Here is a 15,865-nt window from a genome sequence, read left to right on the forward strand (position 1 = left end):
GCGCCGTCACAGGGGCTCGATCACCCGGATGCTCACGCCGTGCTCGAGCGGCTCCACGCGGGCACGTACCCCGTAGACGTCGGCGATCAGCTCGGCGGTGAGGACCGTGGACGGCGGGCCCCCCGCGACCACCCGACCCCCGGCGAGGACGAACACCCGGTCGCAGTAGGTCGCGGCGAGGTTGAGGTCGTGCAGCGCGACCACCGAGGTGACCGGCGTGCTCCGGACCAACGACAGCAGCTCCAGCTGGTGGCGGATGTCCAGGTGGTTGGTCGGCTCGTCCAGCAGCAGGACGGTCGGCTCCTGGGCCAGGGCACGGGCGATCTGGACGCGTTGCCGTTCGCCGCCGGACAACGTCGAGTAGCTCCGGTCCAGGCATTCCAGGACGTCGGTCTGCCCGGCAGCCCACGCCACGCGCTCCCGGTCGGCGGTGGTCGCCGGCGCCCATGCCGGACGGTGCGGGATGCGGCCGAGCCCGATGACGTCCTCGACACCCAGCTCCAGGGAGCTCGAGGCCTCCTGCTCGACGACGGCCACCTTCCGGGCCAGTGCCCGCTTGGACAGGCGGCCGATCGGCCGACCCTCCAGCAGGACCTGCCCGGACTCGCACGGCCGCAGGCCCGCCAGCAGCCGGATCAGCGTGGACTTGCCCGAACCGTTCGGTCCGAGCACCCCGACGGTCTCCCCGGCATGGGTCGACATCGAGACGTCCCGGATGATCGTCCGGCCGCGCACGCTCCACCGCAGGTCGTGGGCCTGCAGGATCGCCGTCATGCCCGGTTCCGGTTGCGCAGCAGGATGAGGGCGAACCCGGGGACGCCGATGAGTGCTGTCGCGACGCCGACGGGAAGCTCCTGCGGGTCGAGGAGCGTGCGGGCGGCCGTGTCGACCCAGATCAGGAAGATCGCCCCGATGAGTGCGGCCGAGGGCAGCAGCAGGCGGTGCCCGACACCGACCAGCATCCGCGCGAGGTGCGGCAGCACGAGGCCCACGAAACCGATGGCCCCCGAAGCGCTGACGATCAGCGCCGTCATCAGCGCGGTCACGACCAGCAGCAGCGCCCGGACCCTGGCGACGTCGACGCCCAGGGAGCTGGCCGCGTCGCTGCCGAACGCGAAGGCGTCCAGTCCCGAGGCGAACGCGCAGCAGACCAGGAGGCCGAGGAGGACTGCGGTGCCGCACACCACCACGTCGGTCCAGGTGGACGCGGACAGCGACCCGAGCAGCCAGAAGAGCACACCACGGGTCTGCTCCGCGTCCGCCGCGGTGAAGACGATGAACGAGGTCAGCGCGGCGAACAGCTGGGTCGCGGCGATCCCTGCCAGCACCAGACGGTCCGAGGAGTGGCCGGCCAGGTACGACAGCAGCAGCACCAGGGCGAACGCCGCCAGGGCGCCGAGGAACGCCCCGGCGGACAGGCCCACGGTCCCGGACCCGATGCCCAGCACGACGATGGAGACCGCGCCGGTCGAGGCGCCCGACGAGATGCCGAGGACATAGGGGTCGGCCAGCGGGTTGCGCAGCAGGGACTGCAGGATGACCCCGCACGTCGCCAGCCCCGCCCCGCAGATGCCGGCCAGCAGCGTCCGCGGCAGCCGCAGGTCCCACACGATGCCTTGCTGCAGCAGGGACAGCCCGGACGACCCGAGCCCGAGCCGGTCGCCGATCACCCCGAAGACGTCCCTTGGTGAGAGGTCGGAGGGCCCGACCGTGACGGCGCCGGCCACCGACAGCAGCACCACCACGGGTGCTGCCGTCAGCAGGAGGCCGGACCGAGTCACCCCCGGCCGGTGGAGCCTCACTTCGAGGAACCGGGACCGGTCAGTCCGAGGTCGGCGAGCTGGCTCGCCAGGTTCTCCATCGCGTAGACGGTGCGGATCGACGGGTTGAGTTCGGCCCCGGTCAGGAGGACGAATCGATCGTTGAGGACGGCGTCCATGCGGGACGTGACCGGATTCTTCTTCAGGTGGGCGATCTTCGCGGCCCCGGTCTCGGCGGTCTGGCTCTTGCGCGTCAGGTCCCCGAGGACCAGGACGTCCGGGTTGCGGTCGGCGACGGTCTCCCAGTTGACCTGCGGCCACTCCTCGGTGGTGTCGTCGAACGCGTTCTCGACGTCGAGCGCGCGGCTGATGATGCCGGGGCCGCCGCAGCAGCCGGCGATGTACGGCGACTCGGCGTTCGCGAACCAGTACATGACGGAGACCCCGGCGCCCTTCGCGCCGGCCTCGGCCGCGGCCATGCGGCGCTCCAGGTCGGCGACCAGCTCGGCACCGCGGGCGGGCACCCCGAAGATCTGCGAGAGCTCGGTGATCTCCTGGAAGATCGCGTCGATCTGCAGGGCCGAGCCGCGCTGGCCGTCGCCGTCCCCTTCGTTGTCCTTCAGGCACTCGGCGGGGGAGAGGTACGCGCCGACGCCGAGCTTCGAGAGCGCCTCGGGCGTCGTCACCCCGCCGTCGCCGAACGTGCTGGCGAACGATGCCGTGACGAAGTCCGGGTCGGCGTCCAGCAGCCGCTCGTACGACGGCGCCTGGTCCGCGAGGCGCGGGACCGAGGCGTTGGCGGTGGCCAGGGAGTCGAGCACCGGATCGGTCCAGGTGGCGGTGCCGACCATGCGGTCGGCGAGTCCCAACGACAGCAGGATCTCGGTGGATCCCTGGTTCAACGACACGGCGCGCTCCGGGGGCGCGTCGATCGTGACGTCGCGTCCGCAGTTCTTCACCGTCACGGGGAACCCGGCGGCGGTGTGGTCGTCGGCCTGCGCCGGCGGTCCCTCCGATCCGCAGGCGGTGAGCACCAGGCACGAGACGAGGCCCGTGGCGGCGACGAGCGCCCGGACGCGGGCAGGACGGGTGGCGAGAACAGACATGCGGGTCCCTCGGTGGTCGGGGGCGTGTGCGCGTGGCCCGTCGTGACCGTCAGCGGATGCTTCGGGGCCAGCAGGTCTTCGGACTCGGGATCAGCCGGTCCGAGGCGCCTTCCCAGACCAAAAGGTCCAGTGGCTTCATGCCCCGTCCGTCACCCATACCGCTGCGCGTCAGTCCCGGACTCCCACCGGGTTCCCTGTGCCGGGGGGTGACCCCGGCGGCTGGCGGGAACAACGTAACAGGCTGCGCAGCGTGCCTGTCGTGCGTGGGTGGGTGTCGTGGACCCAGGGGCAGCGCGTCCTTCCTGGCACCCGCGGACCGGGGCAAGGTGAAGGACATGACAGACAACACGATCAAGAACTGGTTCATCACCGGCGCATCCCGTGGCTTCGGCCGGGCCTTCGTCCAGGCCGCGCTCGACCGAGGCGACCGGGTGGCCGCCACCGCGCGTGACACGGAGAGTCTTCGCGATCTCGCGACGCAGTTCCCCGACACCTTCGTCCCGCTCGCGCTCGACGTCACCGACGCGGCCGGCGTCCGACGGGTCGTCGCCGAGGCCGAGGACCGGCTCGGCGGACTCGACGTCGTCGTCAACAACGCGGGCTACGGTCACTTCGGTGCGGTGGAGGAGCTGGAGGAGGCAGAGCTGCGCGACCAGCTGGACGTCAACCTGTTCGGCCCGCTCCGCGTCACCCAGGCCGTGCTGCCGGGCATGCGGGAGCAGGGACATGGCCACATCATCCAGATCTCGACGATCGGAGGGATCGGAGCCTTCGCGAACCTGGGGGGCTACCACGCGTCGAAGTGGGGCCTGGAGGCCATCAGCGAGTCGCTCGCCACGGAGGTCGCCCGCTTCGGCATCCACGTGACCCTCGTCGAGCCCGGCGGCTTCGACACCGACTGGGCCGGATCCTCCGCACGCCACAGCCAACCGCTCGAGGCGTACGACCCCATGCGCCAGGAGGCTGCCGCGCGTCGAGGAGGACAGGCACCGGGCGACCCGCGTGCGGCTGCTGAGGCACTGCTCGAGATCGTGGACGCCCCCGAGCCGCCGCTTCGCGTCCTGTTCGGCGCACAGGCGCCCGGCATCGTGCGCGGCATCTACGAGCGTCGCCTGGCCGAGTGGAGCGCGTGGAAAGAGCTCTCCGTGAAGGCGCAGGGCGCACCGGCCGAGGCGCAGCAGTGACCGAGACCGAGCGCAGCGGGGATCGCGCGGGCTCGATCGTCGTCGTCGGCGCCGGCCCCGGCATCGGCGCCTCGGTCGCCCGGCGGTTCGGACGTGCGGGGTACGCGGTGGGACTGGTCGCCCGCAACGGCGACCACCTGTCGGCGCTCGCCGCCGAGCTGGGGGAGGAGCTCGCCGCCGACGTGGCCACCGCCGTGGCCGACGCGACGGAACCGGACCAGGTGCGGGCGGCCGTGCGCTCGGTCGCCGCGGCAATCGGCGAACCGACCGTCCTGTGCTTCAGCCCGCTGCCCGACATCGGTCTCATCCGTCCTGTCCTCGAGACCCGGCCCGAGGAGCTGTTGTCCTCGTTGCGGCTGAACGTGGGCGGGGCCGCGGCTGCGGTGGAGACCGTGCTGCCGGCCATGCAGTCCCGCGGTCGCGGGTCGCTGCTGTTCACCACGGGCAGCGCCGCCCTGCGCCCGGACGCCGCGCGTGCTGCCAGTGCCGTCACCACGACGGCGGCGTCGGTGTACATCTCGTTGCTGCGCGACGCCCTCGACGACAGCCCGATCACGGTGGGCCACACCGTGATCGTGGGTCCGGTCGCTCGCGGGCAGGACGACAGCCACGACCCCGACGACGTGGCCGCCGACGTGTGGGCCCAGCACCAGGGCGAGAGGGGAGAGTTCCCGTCGGTCCTGCGATTGGCGGACTGACGTGCGGCGGCCGTCCTAGACTCCTCGGCATGGTGACCTCGACGGCCCTCGGTGACTACCTGCGGGCTCGCCGCGCCCAGGTCAGCCCAGAGACGGCCGGCATCGCGACACACGGGATCCGGCGCGTGCCGGGACTGCGCCGCGAGGAGGTCGCCATGACCGCGGGCATGAGCGTCGACTACTACATCCGGCTCGAGCAGGGCCGGGAGCACAGCCCGTCCGCGCAGGTGCTGAACGCGATCAGCGGTGTCCTCCAGCTGGACGACGACGCCAGGCTGCACCTGTACCGACTGGCGGGACTCGCTCCGATGTCGTCCACGTCGAGCGAGCTGGAGCAGGTCGATCCCGCGCTCGTGCAGCTGCTGGAGATGTGGTCCCATACGCCGGCGATCGTGCTCGGGCGGGCGTACGACGTCCTGGCCGGCAACCCGCTCGCGTACCGGTTGTTCGATGACTTCCCTCAAGGACCGAACCTGCTCGCGACGATGTTCCTCGACCCGGGAGCGCGCAGGTTCTACGTGGACTGGGAGGACGTCGCGGCCTACACGGTGGCCAGCCTCCGGCTCCAGCAGGGGCGGATGCCGGACGATCCGCGCATCGCGCAGGTCGTCGACGAGCTGGCCGTGAGCCAGGACTTCGTCGAGATGTGGGGACGTCACGACGCGCGGGGTGCCCGGCTGCAGAGCAAGCGCTTCCACCACCCCGAGGTCGGGGACCTCACGGTGCAGATCAATGCGTTCGACGTGCGGTCGACCCCGGGTCAGGAGCTCGTCGTCTACAACGCCGAGCCGGGGAGCCCGAGCGCCGAGGCGCTTGCCCGACTGGTGTCGCTCACGGACCCCTCCGCCGAGCGCGCGCCCACCGCCGGCCCTCGCTGAGGTCGGTCACGAGGGGTCCGGGCGGTCCGCGAGGTCGCTGCGGGATCTCAGACACTGTCTCGCCTATCCATTGCGTCCGGGCGCCCCGCGTGGATACGTTGGCCTGACTTCCCCATGCACCATCTGCTGCAATGCGAGGCCACCACGACGAGACAGGAGCCCCCCATGGCCACGAAGATCACCGTCATCTACGACAACCCTGAGGACGAAGCGGCGTTCGAGGCTGCCTATCCCGACCAGGTCGCCCAGGCCAAGAAGCTGCCCGGCCTGCAACGGATCGAGACCTCGAAGGTGTGGCCGAAGGAGGACGGCAGCGCCACGCCGGCGTACCGCCTCGTCGACATGTACTTCGCGGACTACGACAGCGCGAGCGCGGCGGTCACGACCGAGGAGGCGGCTGCGCTGTTCCCGCAGATCCTCCAGAGCGCCACGGGCGGCGTCCGGATCGTGTTCGCCGACATCGAAGAGGGCTGAGCGCCGCGTCACACCCACGCAGTGATCCGCCGGAAAAGCCGGCAATCCACATCGGCCCGGGGGCCGAAGCACCTGTGTGGACCCCGGTCAGGTGCTCGGCGCACGACTCGCCCTTCGGGACGAGTGCGCCCTGGAGGACGTGTACACCGCCTACGGGCCGGCGCTGCTGACGTACCTGCGGCGCCTGGTCGGCCCTGACGACGCCGAGGACGTCCTGCAGCGGACGTTGCTGGACGCGTGGTGCAGTGCGGGCCGCTACGAGCCGCGGCGGACCTTCACCGGCTGGCTCTTCACGATCGCGCACCATCGGGCCGTCGACACGATACGGCGGCGTCCTGACACCGCCGTGGACGTGGACTCCGTGCGAGGGCTCGTGGGAGAGGACGGCCGGGAGACCGCCGCGCGGCACGCCGACGCGGCGGAGGTGAGGTCTGCCCTGGCGCGGCTGCCCGAGCACGAGCGGACGGTGCTCGAGCTGGCGTACTTCGCCGACCTGACCCAGCGGGAGATCGCCGTCAGCCTCGACGTGCCCCTGGGAACCGTGAAGGCACGCGCCACGCGCGGCACCCGTCGCCTCGGCGACCTGATCGCGGGCGGACGTGGCCCCGACGCGGAGATGAGTTCGCGAATCGTGCAACCGGTGACGGGTTCGGCGACGAAGTAGGGGTAACGCCGGACCCACCGGCCTACCTGGGAGGAACTGTCATGAAACGAGCTCTGGCAGCGGTAGCGGTCGCCTTGATGACCGTGACCGGACTGGTCGCCACGACCACGACATCAGCGTCCGCGCACGGCACCCACCACTCGCGCTCCCACGCGAGCAAGGGTTACACGCAGGTCGTGGTCGCACCTGCGGTGTACGACCTGGTCACCACGGCCGGCATCACGCCGGCACCGCTCAACGGCGCCACCGCGGCGCCGTACAAGGGCACGCTCGCGGCCCGTTTCCCGATCACCGCGTACCGGCTGCGTGGCCTGCAGATCAGGCACACCGGCGGCATCAGCCTGACCGCAGGATCGTCCACGATCTCGTTGTCGAACTTCAACATCGACCTCGCGCGCGGCAGGGTGAGCGGCGTCGTCTCCGGCACGGTCGGCGACGTCGGCCGCGTCGACCTGTTCAAGATCAGGGCGTCCGACCGCGCTGGACTCGGTCTGGTCCGGCTCACCCTGACCAACACCGCCGCGGGGGCGCTCAACACCACGTTCGGCGTGGACGCCTTCGCGGAGAACGCCACCTTCGGCTACGCGACACCGCGCCCGTTCGGCCGGTAGCAGCACAGCACCGCCGAGGAGCCGCGACCGTCTCGGACGGCCGCGGCTCCTCGCCGTGCGGCCCCGTCGGGCACAGTGGGGGTGTGCCGCCCGACGACAAGCTGTCCTGGTTCCTGACCGCCGCGGAGCGCGGCAACCCCCGCACGGTCATCGACCAGGACCATCCGGGTGAGCAGGCGTGGTCGACCGGCAACCGGGTCCGTCCGCTCGTCCACGGAGAGACCTACTTCGCCGAGCTCTTCGAGCGCGTCGAGGCCACCCGCGAGGGCGATCTCATCTACTTCACCGACTGGCAGGGTGACGCCGACGAGCGCCTGACCGGCGAGCCGGGCAGCGAGGTGGTCGAGGTCCTGGGTCGTGCCGACGAGCGAGGAGTCGACGTGCGCGGACTGGTGTGGCGCTCGCACTCCGAGGCGCTGGGGTTCTCCTCCGGTGAGAACCGGCGCCTCGGCAAGGCCCTGCAGGACAGGGGGGCCGAGGCTCTGCTCGACATGCGGGTGAGGATGGGCGGCTCGCACCACCAGAAGATGGTCGTCATCCGGCACCGGGACGACCCGACGCGCGACGTCGCGTACGTCGGCGGCATCGACCTGTGCCACTCGCGGCGGGACAACGTCGAGCACCGCGGGGACCCCCAGGCCCTCGAGCTGGCCGAGGAGTACGGACCCACCCCGCCGTGGCACGACATCCAGGCCGCGATCTCCGGGCCGGCGGTCCGTGACGTCGAGACCGTCTTCCGCGAGCGGTGGCAGGACCCGACACCGCTGAGCCGCAGCCCCATCAACCTGCTGGCCGACCGGGTCCGCCGCCTGGACCGCAGCCCCGACCCGTTGCCCGCGCAGCAGCCCGCGCCTCCAAAGGTGGAGGGCGGCACGCATGCCGTCCAGCTGCTGAGGACGTACCCGGACCTGCGGCTGGACCGCGACTACGACTTCGCTCACGGTGGTGAGCGCAGCGTGGCCCGCGGCTACAGCAAGACCATCGCCAACGCGCGGCGCCTGGTCTACGTGGAGGACCAGTACCTCTGGGGCACCCGCATCGGCGACGTCTTCACGAAGGCTCTGCGCGAGAACGAGGACCTCCACGTGATCGTCGTCGTCCCGATCCACCCCGACAAGGAGGGCTTCTCCCGCACGGCGCAGCTCCTCGGTCGCCGGCGGGCGATGCTCGAGATGCTGGCCGTCGCGCCGCGACGGGTCGCGGTCTACGGCATCGAGAACCATGCGGGCACGCCCGTCTACGTCCATGCCAAGACATGCATCGTCGACGACACATGGGCGACGATCGGCTCGGACAACTTCAACCGACGGTCGTGGACGCACGACTCGGAGCTGTCGGCCGCCGTGATCGACCTCGCCGACGACGCGTCGTTCGCCCGGGACCTGCGGCTGACGCTCGCGGCGGAGCACCTCGACCGGGACGACGTGGCGGACTGTGCCGACCCGGCCACGATGTTCGCCGCCTACGCCCGCGCGGCAGCCGATCTCGACCGCTGGCACGCGGCCGGTCAGGTGGGGGACCGGCCCGCCGGGCGGCTCCGCCGGCTCGAGCCGCCACAGATCGGTCTGATCAGCCGCGCTCTCGCGGCCGTGCCGTACCGCGTCCTGCACGACCCCGACGGTCGGCCGCGGCAACTGCGAGGCAGCGACCGGTTCTGACACCGCGCCGCCGCTGGGCGTGGGCGCCGCGTCACCGACCGGCAACGTGTGATTCACTCCACAGACAGACATCGTGTCCGCACCAGATGTCTTGGAGCGGCACCATGTGCCCGTCCCACCCCGGGGACGAGAACGGGAGACAGCAGTGAAGCGATCCATCAGAACCACCGCCCTCATCATCTCCATCACTGCCATCAGCCTCGGCGCGGCAGCCTGTGGCGGCCCTCCGGACAAGGACTCCGGCAGCACCACGAAGGCCGCGACCGCCACGTCCGCGAAGGACCTGGGCGGCATGGACGCCTTGGTCAAGGCCGCGCAGAAGGAGGGCCAGCTCAACGTCATCGCGCTGCCGCCGACGTGGGCCAACTACGGCAAGATCATCGACGCGTTCTCGGACAAGTACGACATCAAGATCAACTCCGCGCAGCCAGACGCGGCGAGCCAGGACGAGATCAACGCCGCCAACACGCTGAAGGGCACGAAGCGCGCCCCTGACGTGTTCGACCTCGGTCAGTCGGTCGCCCTGGCCAACACCTCGATGTTCGCCCCGTACAAGGTGGCGACGTTCGACTCCATCCCGGAGGACTTCAAGGACGCGGACGGCACCTGGGTCAACGACTACGGCGGATTCATGTCCGTCGGCTTCGACACCAAGAAGGTTCCCGAGGTCACGAGCCTGGACGACCTGCTCGGTGCGAAGTACAAGGGCAAGGTCGCGCTGAACGGCGACCCGACCCAGGCGGGCGCCGCCTTCAGCGGCGTCGTCATGGCCTCGATCGCCAACGGGGGCTCCGCGGACGACATCGCCCCCGGCGTCAGCTTCTTCGAGAAGCTGAAGAAGGCCGGCAACTTCCTGCCGGTCGACCCGACGCCCGCGACGATCGAGTCCGGACAGACGCCCGTGGTCATCGACTGGGACTACACGAACGCCGCCGAGACCGCCAAGCTGCCGTCCTGGAAGGTCGTCGTCCCCGAGGGCGCAGCCGTCGGCGGTTACTACTACCAGGCGATCAACAAGGACGCCCCGCACCCGGCGGCCGCCCGTCTCTGGCAGGAGTTCCTGTACTCCGACGAGGGCCAGAACCTGTACCTCGGCGGCGGCGCTCGACCGGTGCGTGCGGACGCGATGAAGGCCGACGGGACTCTCGACGAGGAGCTGTACAGCAAGCTGCCGGCAGTCCAGGGCGATCCGGTCCTGCTCACCGAGGAGCAGACCAAGACCGCGGCCGACTACCTGTCGAAGAACTGGTCCAAGGTCGCCGGCTGATGAGTTCTAGGTGATGGGCCGGAGGATCCGGCGCCTCGTCCCCGTCCTGGGCCTGGTGCCGTTCTTCGGCTACCTCACGATCTTCCTCCTGATCCCCACCGTCGCGGTGGTGGTCGGCGCCTTCGTCGAGAACGACCGGGCGAGCCTGTCGAACATCAGGGCTCTCGGGGACGGCGTGGTGATGCGCACCTTGTGGCACAGCATCGTGCTGTCCGCCGAGAGCGCGGTGATCGGCGCCGTGCTCGGTGCGGTGCTGGCGTACGCCGTGGTGACCGGCAGGCCGGACGGCCTGCTCCGACGTTCAGTGACCAGCGCGTGCGGGGTGCTGGCGCAGTTCGGCGGCGTCACGCTCGCCTTCGCGTTCATCGCCACGCTCGGGTTCTCCGGCGTGGTCACCGAGGCCGGTCGTGACCTGCTGGGCATCGACCTGTTCGGCAACGGCTGGCTGTTCGGCCTGAACGGCCTGACGCTCGTGTACACGTACTTCCAGATCCCGCTCATGGTGATCGTGTTCCTGCCGTCGCTGGACGGCATGCGGGTGCAGTGGCGGGAGGCCGCCGAGAGCCTGGGCGCCTCCACGTGGCAGTTCTGGCGGTACATCGCCGGACCGCTGCTGCTGCCGGCGTTCCTCGGCTCGATGCTCCTGCTGTTCGCGAACGCGTTCGCGGCCTACGCGACGGCGGCGGCGCTCGTCAGCCAGGGCAGCCCGATCCTGCCGCTGCTGATCCGCAACGCGCTGACCAGCGAGATCGTGCTGGGGCAGAGCCACCTGGCGTTCGCCCTGGCGCTCGACATGATCGTCGTGGTGGTCATCGTGATGACCCTGTACGCGCTGCTGCTGCGCCGGACCTCGAGGTGGTTGAGATGAGCACCGCGCGCGTCCGCGCCCGTCGCCGGCTGCAGGCGTTCCGCATCGCGGTGTTCGTGGTGCTGGGCCTGTTCTTCGTCGTGCCGCTCGCCTCGATGGCGGCCTACAGCGTCCGCGTGCCCGGCGGCGGTCGCACGCTCGAGTTCTGGAAGCAGCTGGGCCAGGACCCCGACCTGCGCAGCGCCATCGTGACGTCGCTCGAGCTGGCGTTCCTGACGGTCGTCCTGATGCTCGTGCTGCTCGTCCCCACCATGATCTGGGTGCGGCTGCGGGTGCCGTCGATGTCGCGGGTCGTGGAGTTCCTGTGCCTCCTGCCGCTGACCATCCCGGCCATCGTCCTGGTGGTCGGGCTCAAGGGCGTCTACGCCTGGGTGGCGTACTTCTTCGGCGACACGAGCCTGACGCTGACCTTCGCGTACGTCGTGCTCGTGCTGCCCTACTCGTACCGGGCCATCGACGCGGGACTCGCGTCGATCGACGTCATCACGCTGTCCGAGGCCGCTCGCAGCCTGGGGGCGAGCTGGTTCACCGTGATCACCCGGGTCATCGTGCCGAACATCGGCGCGGCGCTGCTGTCCGCGGCGTTCATCTCGGTCGCCCTCGTGCTCGGCGAGTTCACCCTGGCGTCCCTGCTGAACTACGACAACCTGCAGGTGGTCATCAACCTGCTGGGCAAGAGCGACAGCCAGACGTCCGTGGCGGCGTCGCTCGCCTCGCTGGTGTTCGCGTTCCTGCTGCTGATCCTGCTGTCCTTCGTCGGACGTCGTCGGAGCGCGCGCCGTGCGACGAGCGACCTCGTGCCGGCGCCGCAACCATCCATGAAAGAAGGCTGAGCCATGACCGCCCCGACGACGCCCACGCGTGAGGGTCTCGAGATCCGCCTGGAGGAGCTGAAGCGGAGCTTCGGGGGAGTGACCGCCCTCGACGGGCTCTCCCTGACCCTCGCGCCCGGTGAGCTCGTCGCCCTGCTGGGTCCCTCCGGCTGCGGCAAGACGACAGCGCTGCGCATCGTGGCCGGCCTCGACGAACCGGACAGCGGACGGGTCGTGGTCGGTGACGACGACGTGACCGATGTGCCGGCCAGCAAGCGCGACATGGGCATGGTGTTCCAGGCGTACAGCCTCTTCCCGCACATGACGGCCCAGCAGAACGTCGAGTTCGGGCTCAAGCTCCGCGGGCGCGACAGTCGCGGCCGGCGCACCCGTGCCTCGGAGGTGCTGGAGCTCGTGGGGCTCTCGGCACACAAGGACAAGTACGCCGCGCAGATGTCCGGTGGGCAGCAGCAGCGCGTGGCGCTGGCCCGTGCGCTGGCGATCGAGCCCTCCGTGCTGCTCCTGGACGAACCGTTGTCCGCGCTGGACGCCAAGGTGCGCGCCCAGCTGCGCGACGAGATCCGGCGGGTCCAGCTCGAGGTCGGCACCACCACGCTGTTCGTCACCCACGACCAGGAGGAGGCCCTGGCCATCGCCGACCGCGTCGGCGTCATGAACCAGGGTCGCCTCGAGCAGCTCGACGCCCCGGAGGTGCTCTACTCCCGGCCCGCCAGTGCGTTCGTGGCGTCGTTCGTGGGACTGATGAACCGGGTTCCGTGCCAGGTGAGCGGCGGGCGTGCCGACGTGCTGGGTCGGACGGTCGCCACCCTGCCGGGGTCGGTCGACGCAGGCAGCGGCGCGGCGCTCGTGCGTCCCGAGCAGATGTCCGTCAGCGAGGCGGCGGGCGGGGCCGACGGGACCGTGGTGCACCTGAGCTTCCTCGGTTCGTACTCGCGGATCACGGTCGCCCGTCCTGACGGCACCGAGCTGCTCGTCCAGGTGCCGGCGTCGACCGTGCCGGGTCTTCGCGTCGGCAGCCCCGTCTCGGTGAGCCTGCTCGCCGGCGAGCTGCTGGTGTCGCCCGACCTGGCCTGACGACCCGCGGGTGACCCGCGGCTGATCGCCACCTGTAGAGTTGTTCCTGCAAGACCTTCACACTCTCGCCGGTGTGGGGGTCTTGTTTTTTTTGCCGCGTCGCTGCCGGGTCAGAGCAGGCCGAGCGTCTGCGCGTGCCGCCGGACCGCCTGGCTGTCCGCTGCGAGCACGAACGGCACGTCCGGCGCCCAGGCCTGGGCGACCTGCTCGACCGTGCCGTCACCCGGGTCGAGTCGGACCTCGCGGATGTAGACCGCAAGGATCCTGCCGGGGTGGGAGCGCACGATGTCGGCGTAGATCTCGGGGTCCTTCTCGCCCGAGTCGCCGATGAGGACGAACCGCAGGTCCGGGTGGAGGTCGAGGATCTCGCGGATCCGCCCGTGCTTCTGCTCGCGCCCCACGCGGGTGCCGAGCAGGTCCCGCAGCAGCACGGGACCGCGCGGGAAGTCGTGGTGCTCCAGGAAGGCCGAGAGGAACGCGTGCAGGTTCCACGGGCTGGACGAGACGTAGAAGACCGGATTCACCTCGGCCGCGAGGTCACGGTAGAGCGCGGCGGCCCCCGGGAACGCCTCCCGGGTCAGCTCGGAGCCGGCCAGGGTCTGCAGCACCATCTGTCCTGCTCGTTGCACGCCGGTCTTGATGACGGTGTCGTCGATGTCGGAGATGATCCCGATCCGGGCCTCGGGACCGGGCACCCGCACGTCCACGGACGTGGTCGTGGCAGCCCCCGATGTCAGCCCGCGGTAGTCCCCGTCGAGCGAGACCGATCCGGAGGCCCAGGGCGATCCGAGCCGATCGGCACCCGATGCCCTCACCAGGAAGTAGCCGTCGTCGTCGGACACGGTCCGGACCCGCGTGCCACCGATCTCCACGGTCAGGGGCACACCGGCGAGCTCACGGGTCAAGAAGTTCTGCACGCTGCGACGGACCGCCGCGCCGACGCCCTCACCCTCGGCGGCGCGGGACGGTGCCGGGTTGTCCAGCACGCGGCCGCGGACCATGACACCGGCCGGACCGCCGTGCCCGCCGTACGACTCGATCCGGAAGCTGGTGGGCGTCGACCGTGGGGACAGCAGGGGTGTCGACTCCAGGAGCCGTTCGACGTTCGTGACCCAGCGCTGCGCACCCATGCCGACACCGTAGCGGCGGAGGACCGGAGCCGGGCCCGGGGAGGGGAGTGCTCCTCGCCGGGCGGCCGTGCGGGAGGATCGCAGCATGTACGTGAAGATCTGCGGTCTGCGCGAGCCCGAGCACGTCCATGTCGCCGTGGACGCCGGCGCGCACGCTGTCGGCGTGGTGATGAACCGCACGAGCTCGCGACGCGCGACCGACGACGAGGCGATGGCGGTGGTCTCCGCCGCCGGGGGCCGGGTCGACACGGTCCTCGTCGTGAACGACATGCCGGCCGAGGACGCCGCCCGCGCCGCACGGCGACTCGGGTTCGACGTGCTCCAGCTGCACGGCCCGGCGTACGGACCCGCCGACTTCGCCACGGCGCTGGCGATCGTGCCGCGCGTGTGGCGCGCAACCTCCCTGTCGGCCGATCCGTCGCTTCGCGTCGGTGCCAGCGGTGAGGAGGTCCTCCTCCTCGACTCGCCGAGTCCCGGATCGGGCGAGCAGTGGGACGCCTCCACGCTCGCCGCTGACGCACCGGAGGGAACGTGGCTGCTGGCCGGAGGGCTCGCGCCGGACAACGTGGCCGCCGCGGTGCGATCGGTGCGTCCGTGGGGCGTGGACGTCTCCAGCGGTGTCGAGACCGCACCCGGTCGCAAGGACAACGATCTGATCACCGCCTTCGTGCGGGCGGCGCTGACCGCCTGAGCACCCCCGGTGCCCGCGTACTGAGACGGCCCCGATCCGGGCCGGCGTGCGGCTAGCGTCTGCCACATGACCACCAACCCGCCCCTGATCTCGACTGCCGACCTGAACGATCTGCTGGGCGATCCGCGCCTGCGGATCGTCGATGCGACGGTGCACCTGACGTTCGACCAGGACGGGGCCCACGTCGAGTCGGGGTCGACGACGTTCGCGGCGGCACACCTGCCGGGTGCGGTGTTCATCGACCAGATCACCGAGCTGAGCAACCCCGCAGGCGAGGCGGCCTTCGCGGCTGCCGACTCCCAGGCGTTCGCCGGCGCCGTGGGGGCCCACGGCATCGGGGACGACTCACGCGTCGTGGTCTACGACACCGTGAACGGCATCTGGGCCACGAGGCTGTGGTGGCAGTTCCGGCTCGAGGGCCGTGACGTCGAGGTGCTCGACGGCGGTCTCGGGGCGTGGCGGTCTGCGGGACTTCCGACCACCACGGAGGTGACCACGTACGAACCGGCCGTCTTCACGGCCACCCGGCGCGACGACGTCGTCGTCTCGACCGCTGACGTGGAGGCGGCCACGACCGACGAGTCGGTCCTGCTCGTCAACGCGCTGGACCCGGAGACGTTCGCGCAGGGTCACATCCCCGGCAGCGTCAACGTCCCCTTCGGGTCGCTCGTCGACGCCGACGGTCGGCTTCGAGGCCTCGACGAGCTGCGTGAGATCTTCGCGGCGGCCGGGGCACTGGACGCCGACGTGAGGCCGGTGACGTACTGCGGCGGAGGCATCGCGGCGACGGCCGTGACCTTGGCACTGACGGCTCTGGGACGCGACGACGTGGCGGTCTACGACGGATCCATGAACGCGTGGACGGCCGATCCGAGGCGCCCGCTCGGGACCGCCTGACGACTGACCTTCCGACCGTCCGGCGGCCGACGGGGAGGGGGACCTTCGGCCTCGAAACCCCCGCAGCGGCCG

The 15,865-nt window shown here is 70.9% G+C and carries 17 protein-coding genes and 1 riboswitch; of the genes, 13 read left to right on the top strand and 4 right to left on the bottom strand.

Annotated features, from left to right (window positions below; genetic code table 11):
• Nucleotides 1-6: 6 nt before the first annotated feature.
• The 3 genes from C3E78_RS08895 to C3E78_RS08905 are packed head-to-tail and all read right to left on the bottom strand — an operon-like array spanning nucleotide 7 to nucleotide 2,866.
• Complete coding sequence (locus C3E78_RS08895; RefSeq protein ID WP_108577951.1) at nucleotides 7-774, bottom strand: ABC transporter ATP-binding protein; 768 nt, start codon at nucleotides 772-774, stop codon at nucleotides 7-9.
• Entirely contained in the window at nucleotides 771-1,781 is a 1,011-nt protein-coding gene (locus C3E78_RS08900; protein ID WP_235833771.1) for a FecCD family ABC transporter permease, read from the bottom strand. The genes C3E78_RS08895 and C3E78_RS08900 overlap by 4 nt, the downstream gene beginning before the upstream one ends.
• Nucleotides 1,782-1,798: 17 nt before the next feature.
• The gene (locus C3E78_RS08905) at nucleotides 1,799-2,866 is read right to left on the bottom strand and encodes an ABC transporter substrate-binding protein (protein WP_108577953.1); all 1,068 of its coding nucleotides are present in this window, start codon (nucleotides 2,864-2,866) and stop codon (nucleotides 1,799-1,801) included.
• 52 nt (nucleotides 2,867-2,918) lie between these two features.
• A riboswitch (cobalamin riboswitch) is annotated at nucleotides 2,919-3,105 on the bottom strand.
• 96 nt (nucleotides 3,106-3,201) lie between these two features.
• Here C3E78_RS08905 and C3E78_RS08910 point away from each other — a divergent pair.
• The 11 genes from C3E78_RS08910 (at nucleotide 3,202) to C3E78_RS08960 (ending at nucleotide 13,075) form a co-directional block, all read left to right on the top strand.
• Nucleotides 3,202-4,050: an oxidoreductase gene (locus tag C3E78_RS08910; protein ID WP_108577954.1), complete on the top strand. Its 849-nt coding sequence runs from the start codon at nucleotides 3,202-3,204 to the stop codon at nucleotides 4,048-4,050.
• Nucleotides 4,047-4,748, top strand: coding sequence for an SDR family NAD(P)-dependent oxidoreductase (locus tag C3E78_RS08915; protein WP_159085853.1), 702 nt, complete (start codon nucleotides 4,047-4,049; stop codon nucleotides 4,746-4,748). The genes C3E78_RS08910 and C3E78_RS08915 overlap by 4 nt, the downstream gene beginning before the upstream one ends.
• Nucleotides 4,749-4,777: 29 nt before the next feature.
• The gene (locus tag C3E78_RS08920; protein ID WP_108577955.1) at nucleotides 4,778-5,626 is read left to right on the top strand and encodes a helix-turn-helix domain-containing protein; all 849 of its coding nucleotides are present in this window, start codon (nucleotides 4,778-4,780) and stop codon (nucleotides 5,624-5,626) included.
• A 165-nt stretch (nucleotides 5,627-5,791) separates the two neighbouring features.
• Nucleotides 5,792-6,100, top strand: a complete 309-nt coding sequence (locus tag C3E78_RS08925) for an EthD family reductase (RefSeq protein WP_108577956.1) — start codon at nucleotides 5,792-5,794, stop codon at nucleotides 6,098-6,100.
• 76 nt (nucleotides 6,101-6,176) lie between these two features.
• Entirely contained in the window at nucleotides 6,177-6,764 is a 588-nt protein-coding gene (locus C3E78_RS08930; protein WP_108577957.1) for an RNA polymerase sigma factor, read from the top strand.
• 41 nt (nucleotides 6,765-6,805) lie between these two features.
• On the top strand, nucleotides 6,806-7,375 hold the full coding sequence (locus tag C3E78_RS08935) for a hypothetical protein (protein WP_135804930.1): 570 nt from the start codon (nucleotides 6,806-6,808) through the stop codon (nucleotides 7,373-7,375).
• 83 nt (nucleotides 7,376-7,458) lie between these two features.
• Nucleotides 7,459-9,033, top strand: coding sequence for a phospholipase D-like domain-containing protein (locus C3E78_RS08940; RefSeq protein WP_108577959.1), 1,575 nt, complete (start codon nucleotides 7,459-7,461; stop codon nucleotides 9,031-9,033).
• Between the two features lie 145 nt (nucleotides 9,034-9,178).
• Nucleotides 9,179-10,300, top strand: a complete 1,122-nt coding sequence (locus tag C3E78_RS08945; RefSeq protein WP_235833770.1) for an ABC transporter substrate-binding protein — start codon at nucleotides 9,179-9,181, stop codon at nucleotides 10,298-10,300.
• A 13-nt stretch (nucleotides 10,301-10,313) separates the two neighbouring features.
• Nucleotides 10,314-11,168, top strand: a complete 855-nt coding sequence (locus tag C3E78_RS08950) for an ABC transporter permease (protein WP_108577960.1) — start codon at nucleotides 10,314-10,316, stop codon at nucleotides 11,166-11,168.
• Nucleotides 11,165-12,001, top strand: coding sequence for an ABC transporter permease (locus C3E78_RS08955; protein ID WP_108577961.1), 837 nt, complete (start codon nucleotides 11,165-11,167; stop codon nucleotides 11,999-12,001). The genes C3E78_RS08950 and C3E78_RS08955 overlap by 4 nt, the downstream gene beginning before the upstream one ends.
• 3 nt (nucleotides 12,002-12,004) lie before the next feature.
• A complete protein-coding gene (locus C3E78_RS08960; RefSeq protein ID WP_108577962.1) occupies nucleotides 12,005-13,075 on the top strand; it encodes an ABC transporter ATP-binding protein in 1,071 nt (356 codons plus the stop codon).
• 110 nt (nucleotides 13,076-13,185) lie between these two features.
• Here C3E78_RS08960 and C3E78_RS08965 read toward each other — a convergent pair whose 3' ends face one another.
• A complete protein-coding gene (locus tag C3E78_RS08965; protein WP_159085854.1) occupies nucleotides 13,186-14,205 on the bottom strand; it encodes an App1 family protein in 1,020 nt (339 codons plus the stop codon).
• Nucleotides 14,206-14,290: 85 nt separating this feature from the next.
• Here C3E78_RS08965 and C3E78_RS08970 point away from each other — a divergent pair, with 85 nt between their 5' ends.
• Nucleotides 14,291-14,896 (top strand): phosphoribosylanthranilate isomerase, encoded by a 606-nt coding sequence (locus C3E78_RS08970; RefSeq protein WP_108577964.1) that lies wholly within the window; start codon nucleotides 14,291-14,293, stop codon nucleotides 14,894-14,896.
• A 66-nt stretch (nucleotides 14,897-14,962) separates the two neighbouring features.
• Complete coding sequence (locus C3E78_RS08975; RefSeq protein ID WP_108577965.1) at nucleotides 14,963-15,793, top strand: sulfurtransferase; 831 nt, start codon at nucleotides 14,963-14,965, stop codon at nucleotides 15,791-15,793.
• Nucleotides 15,794-15,865: the final 72 nt, after the last annotated feature.

This window comes from Aeromicrobium chenweiae, from assembly GCF_003065605.1.
In the GTDB taxonomy this organism is placed as follows: domain Bacteria; phylum Actinomycetota; class Actinomycetes; order Propionibacteriales; family Nocardioidaceae; genus Aeromicrobium; species Aeromicrobium chenweiae.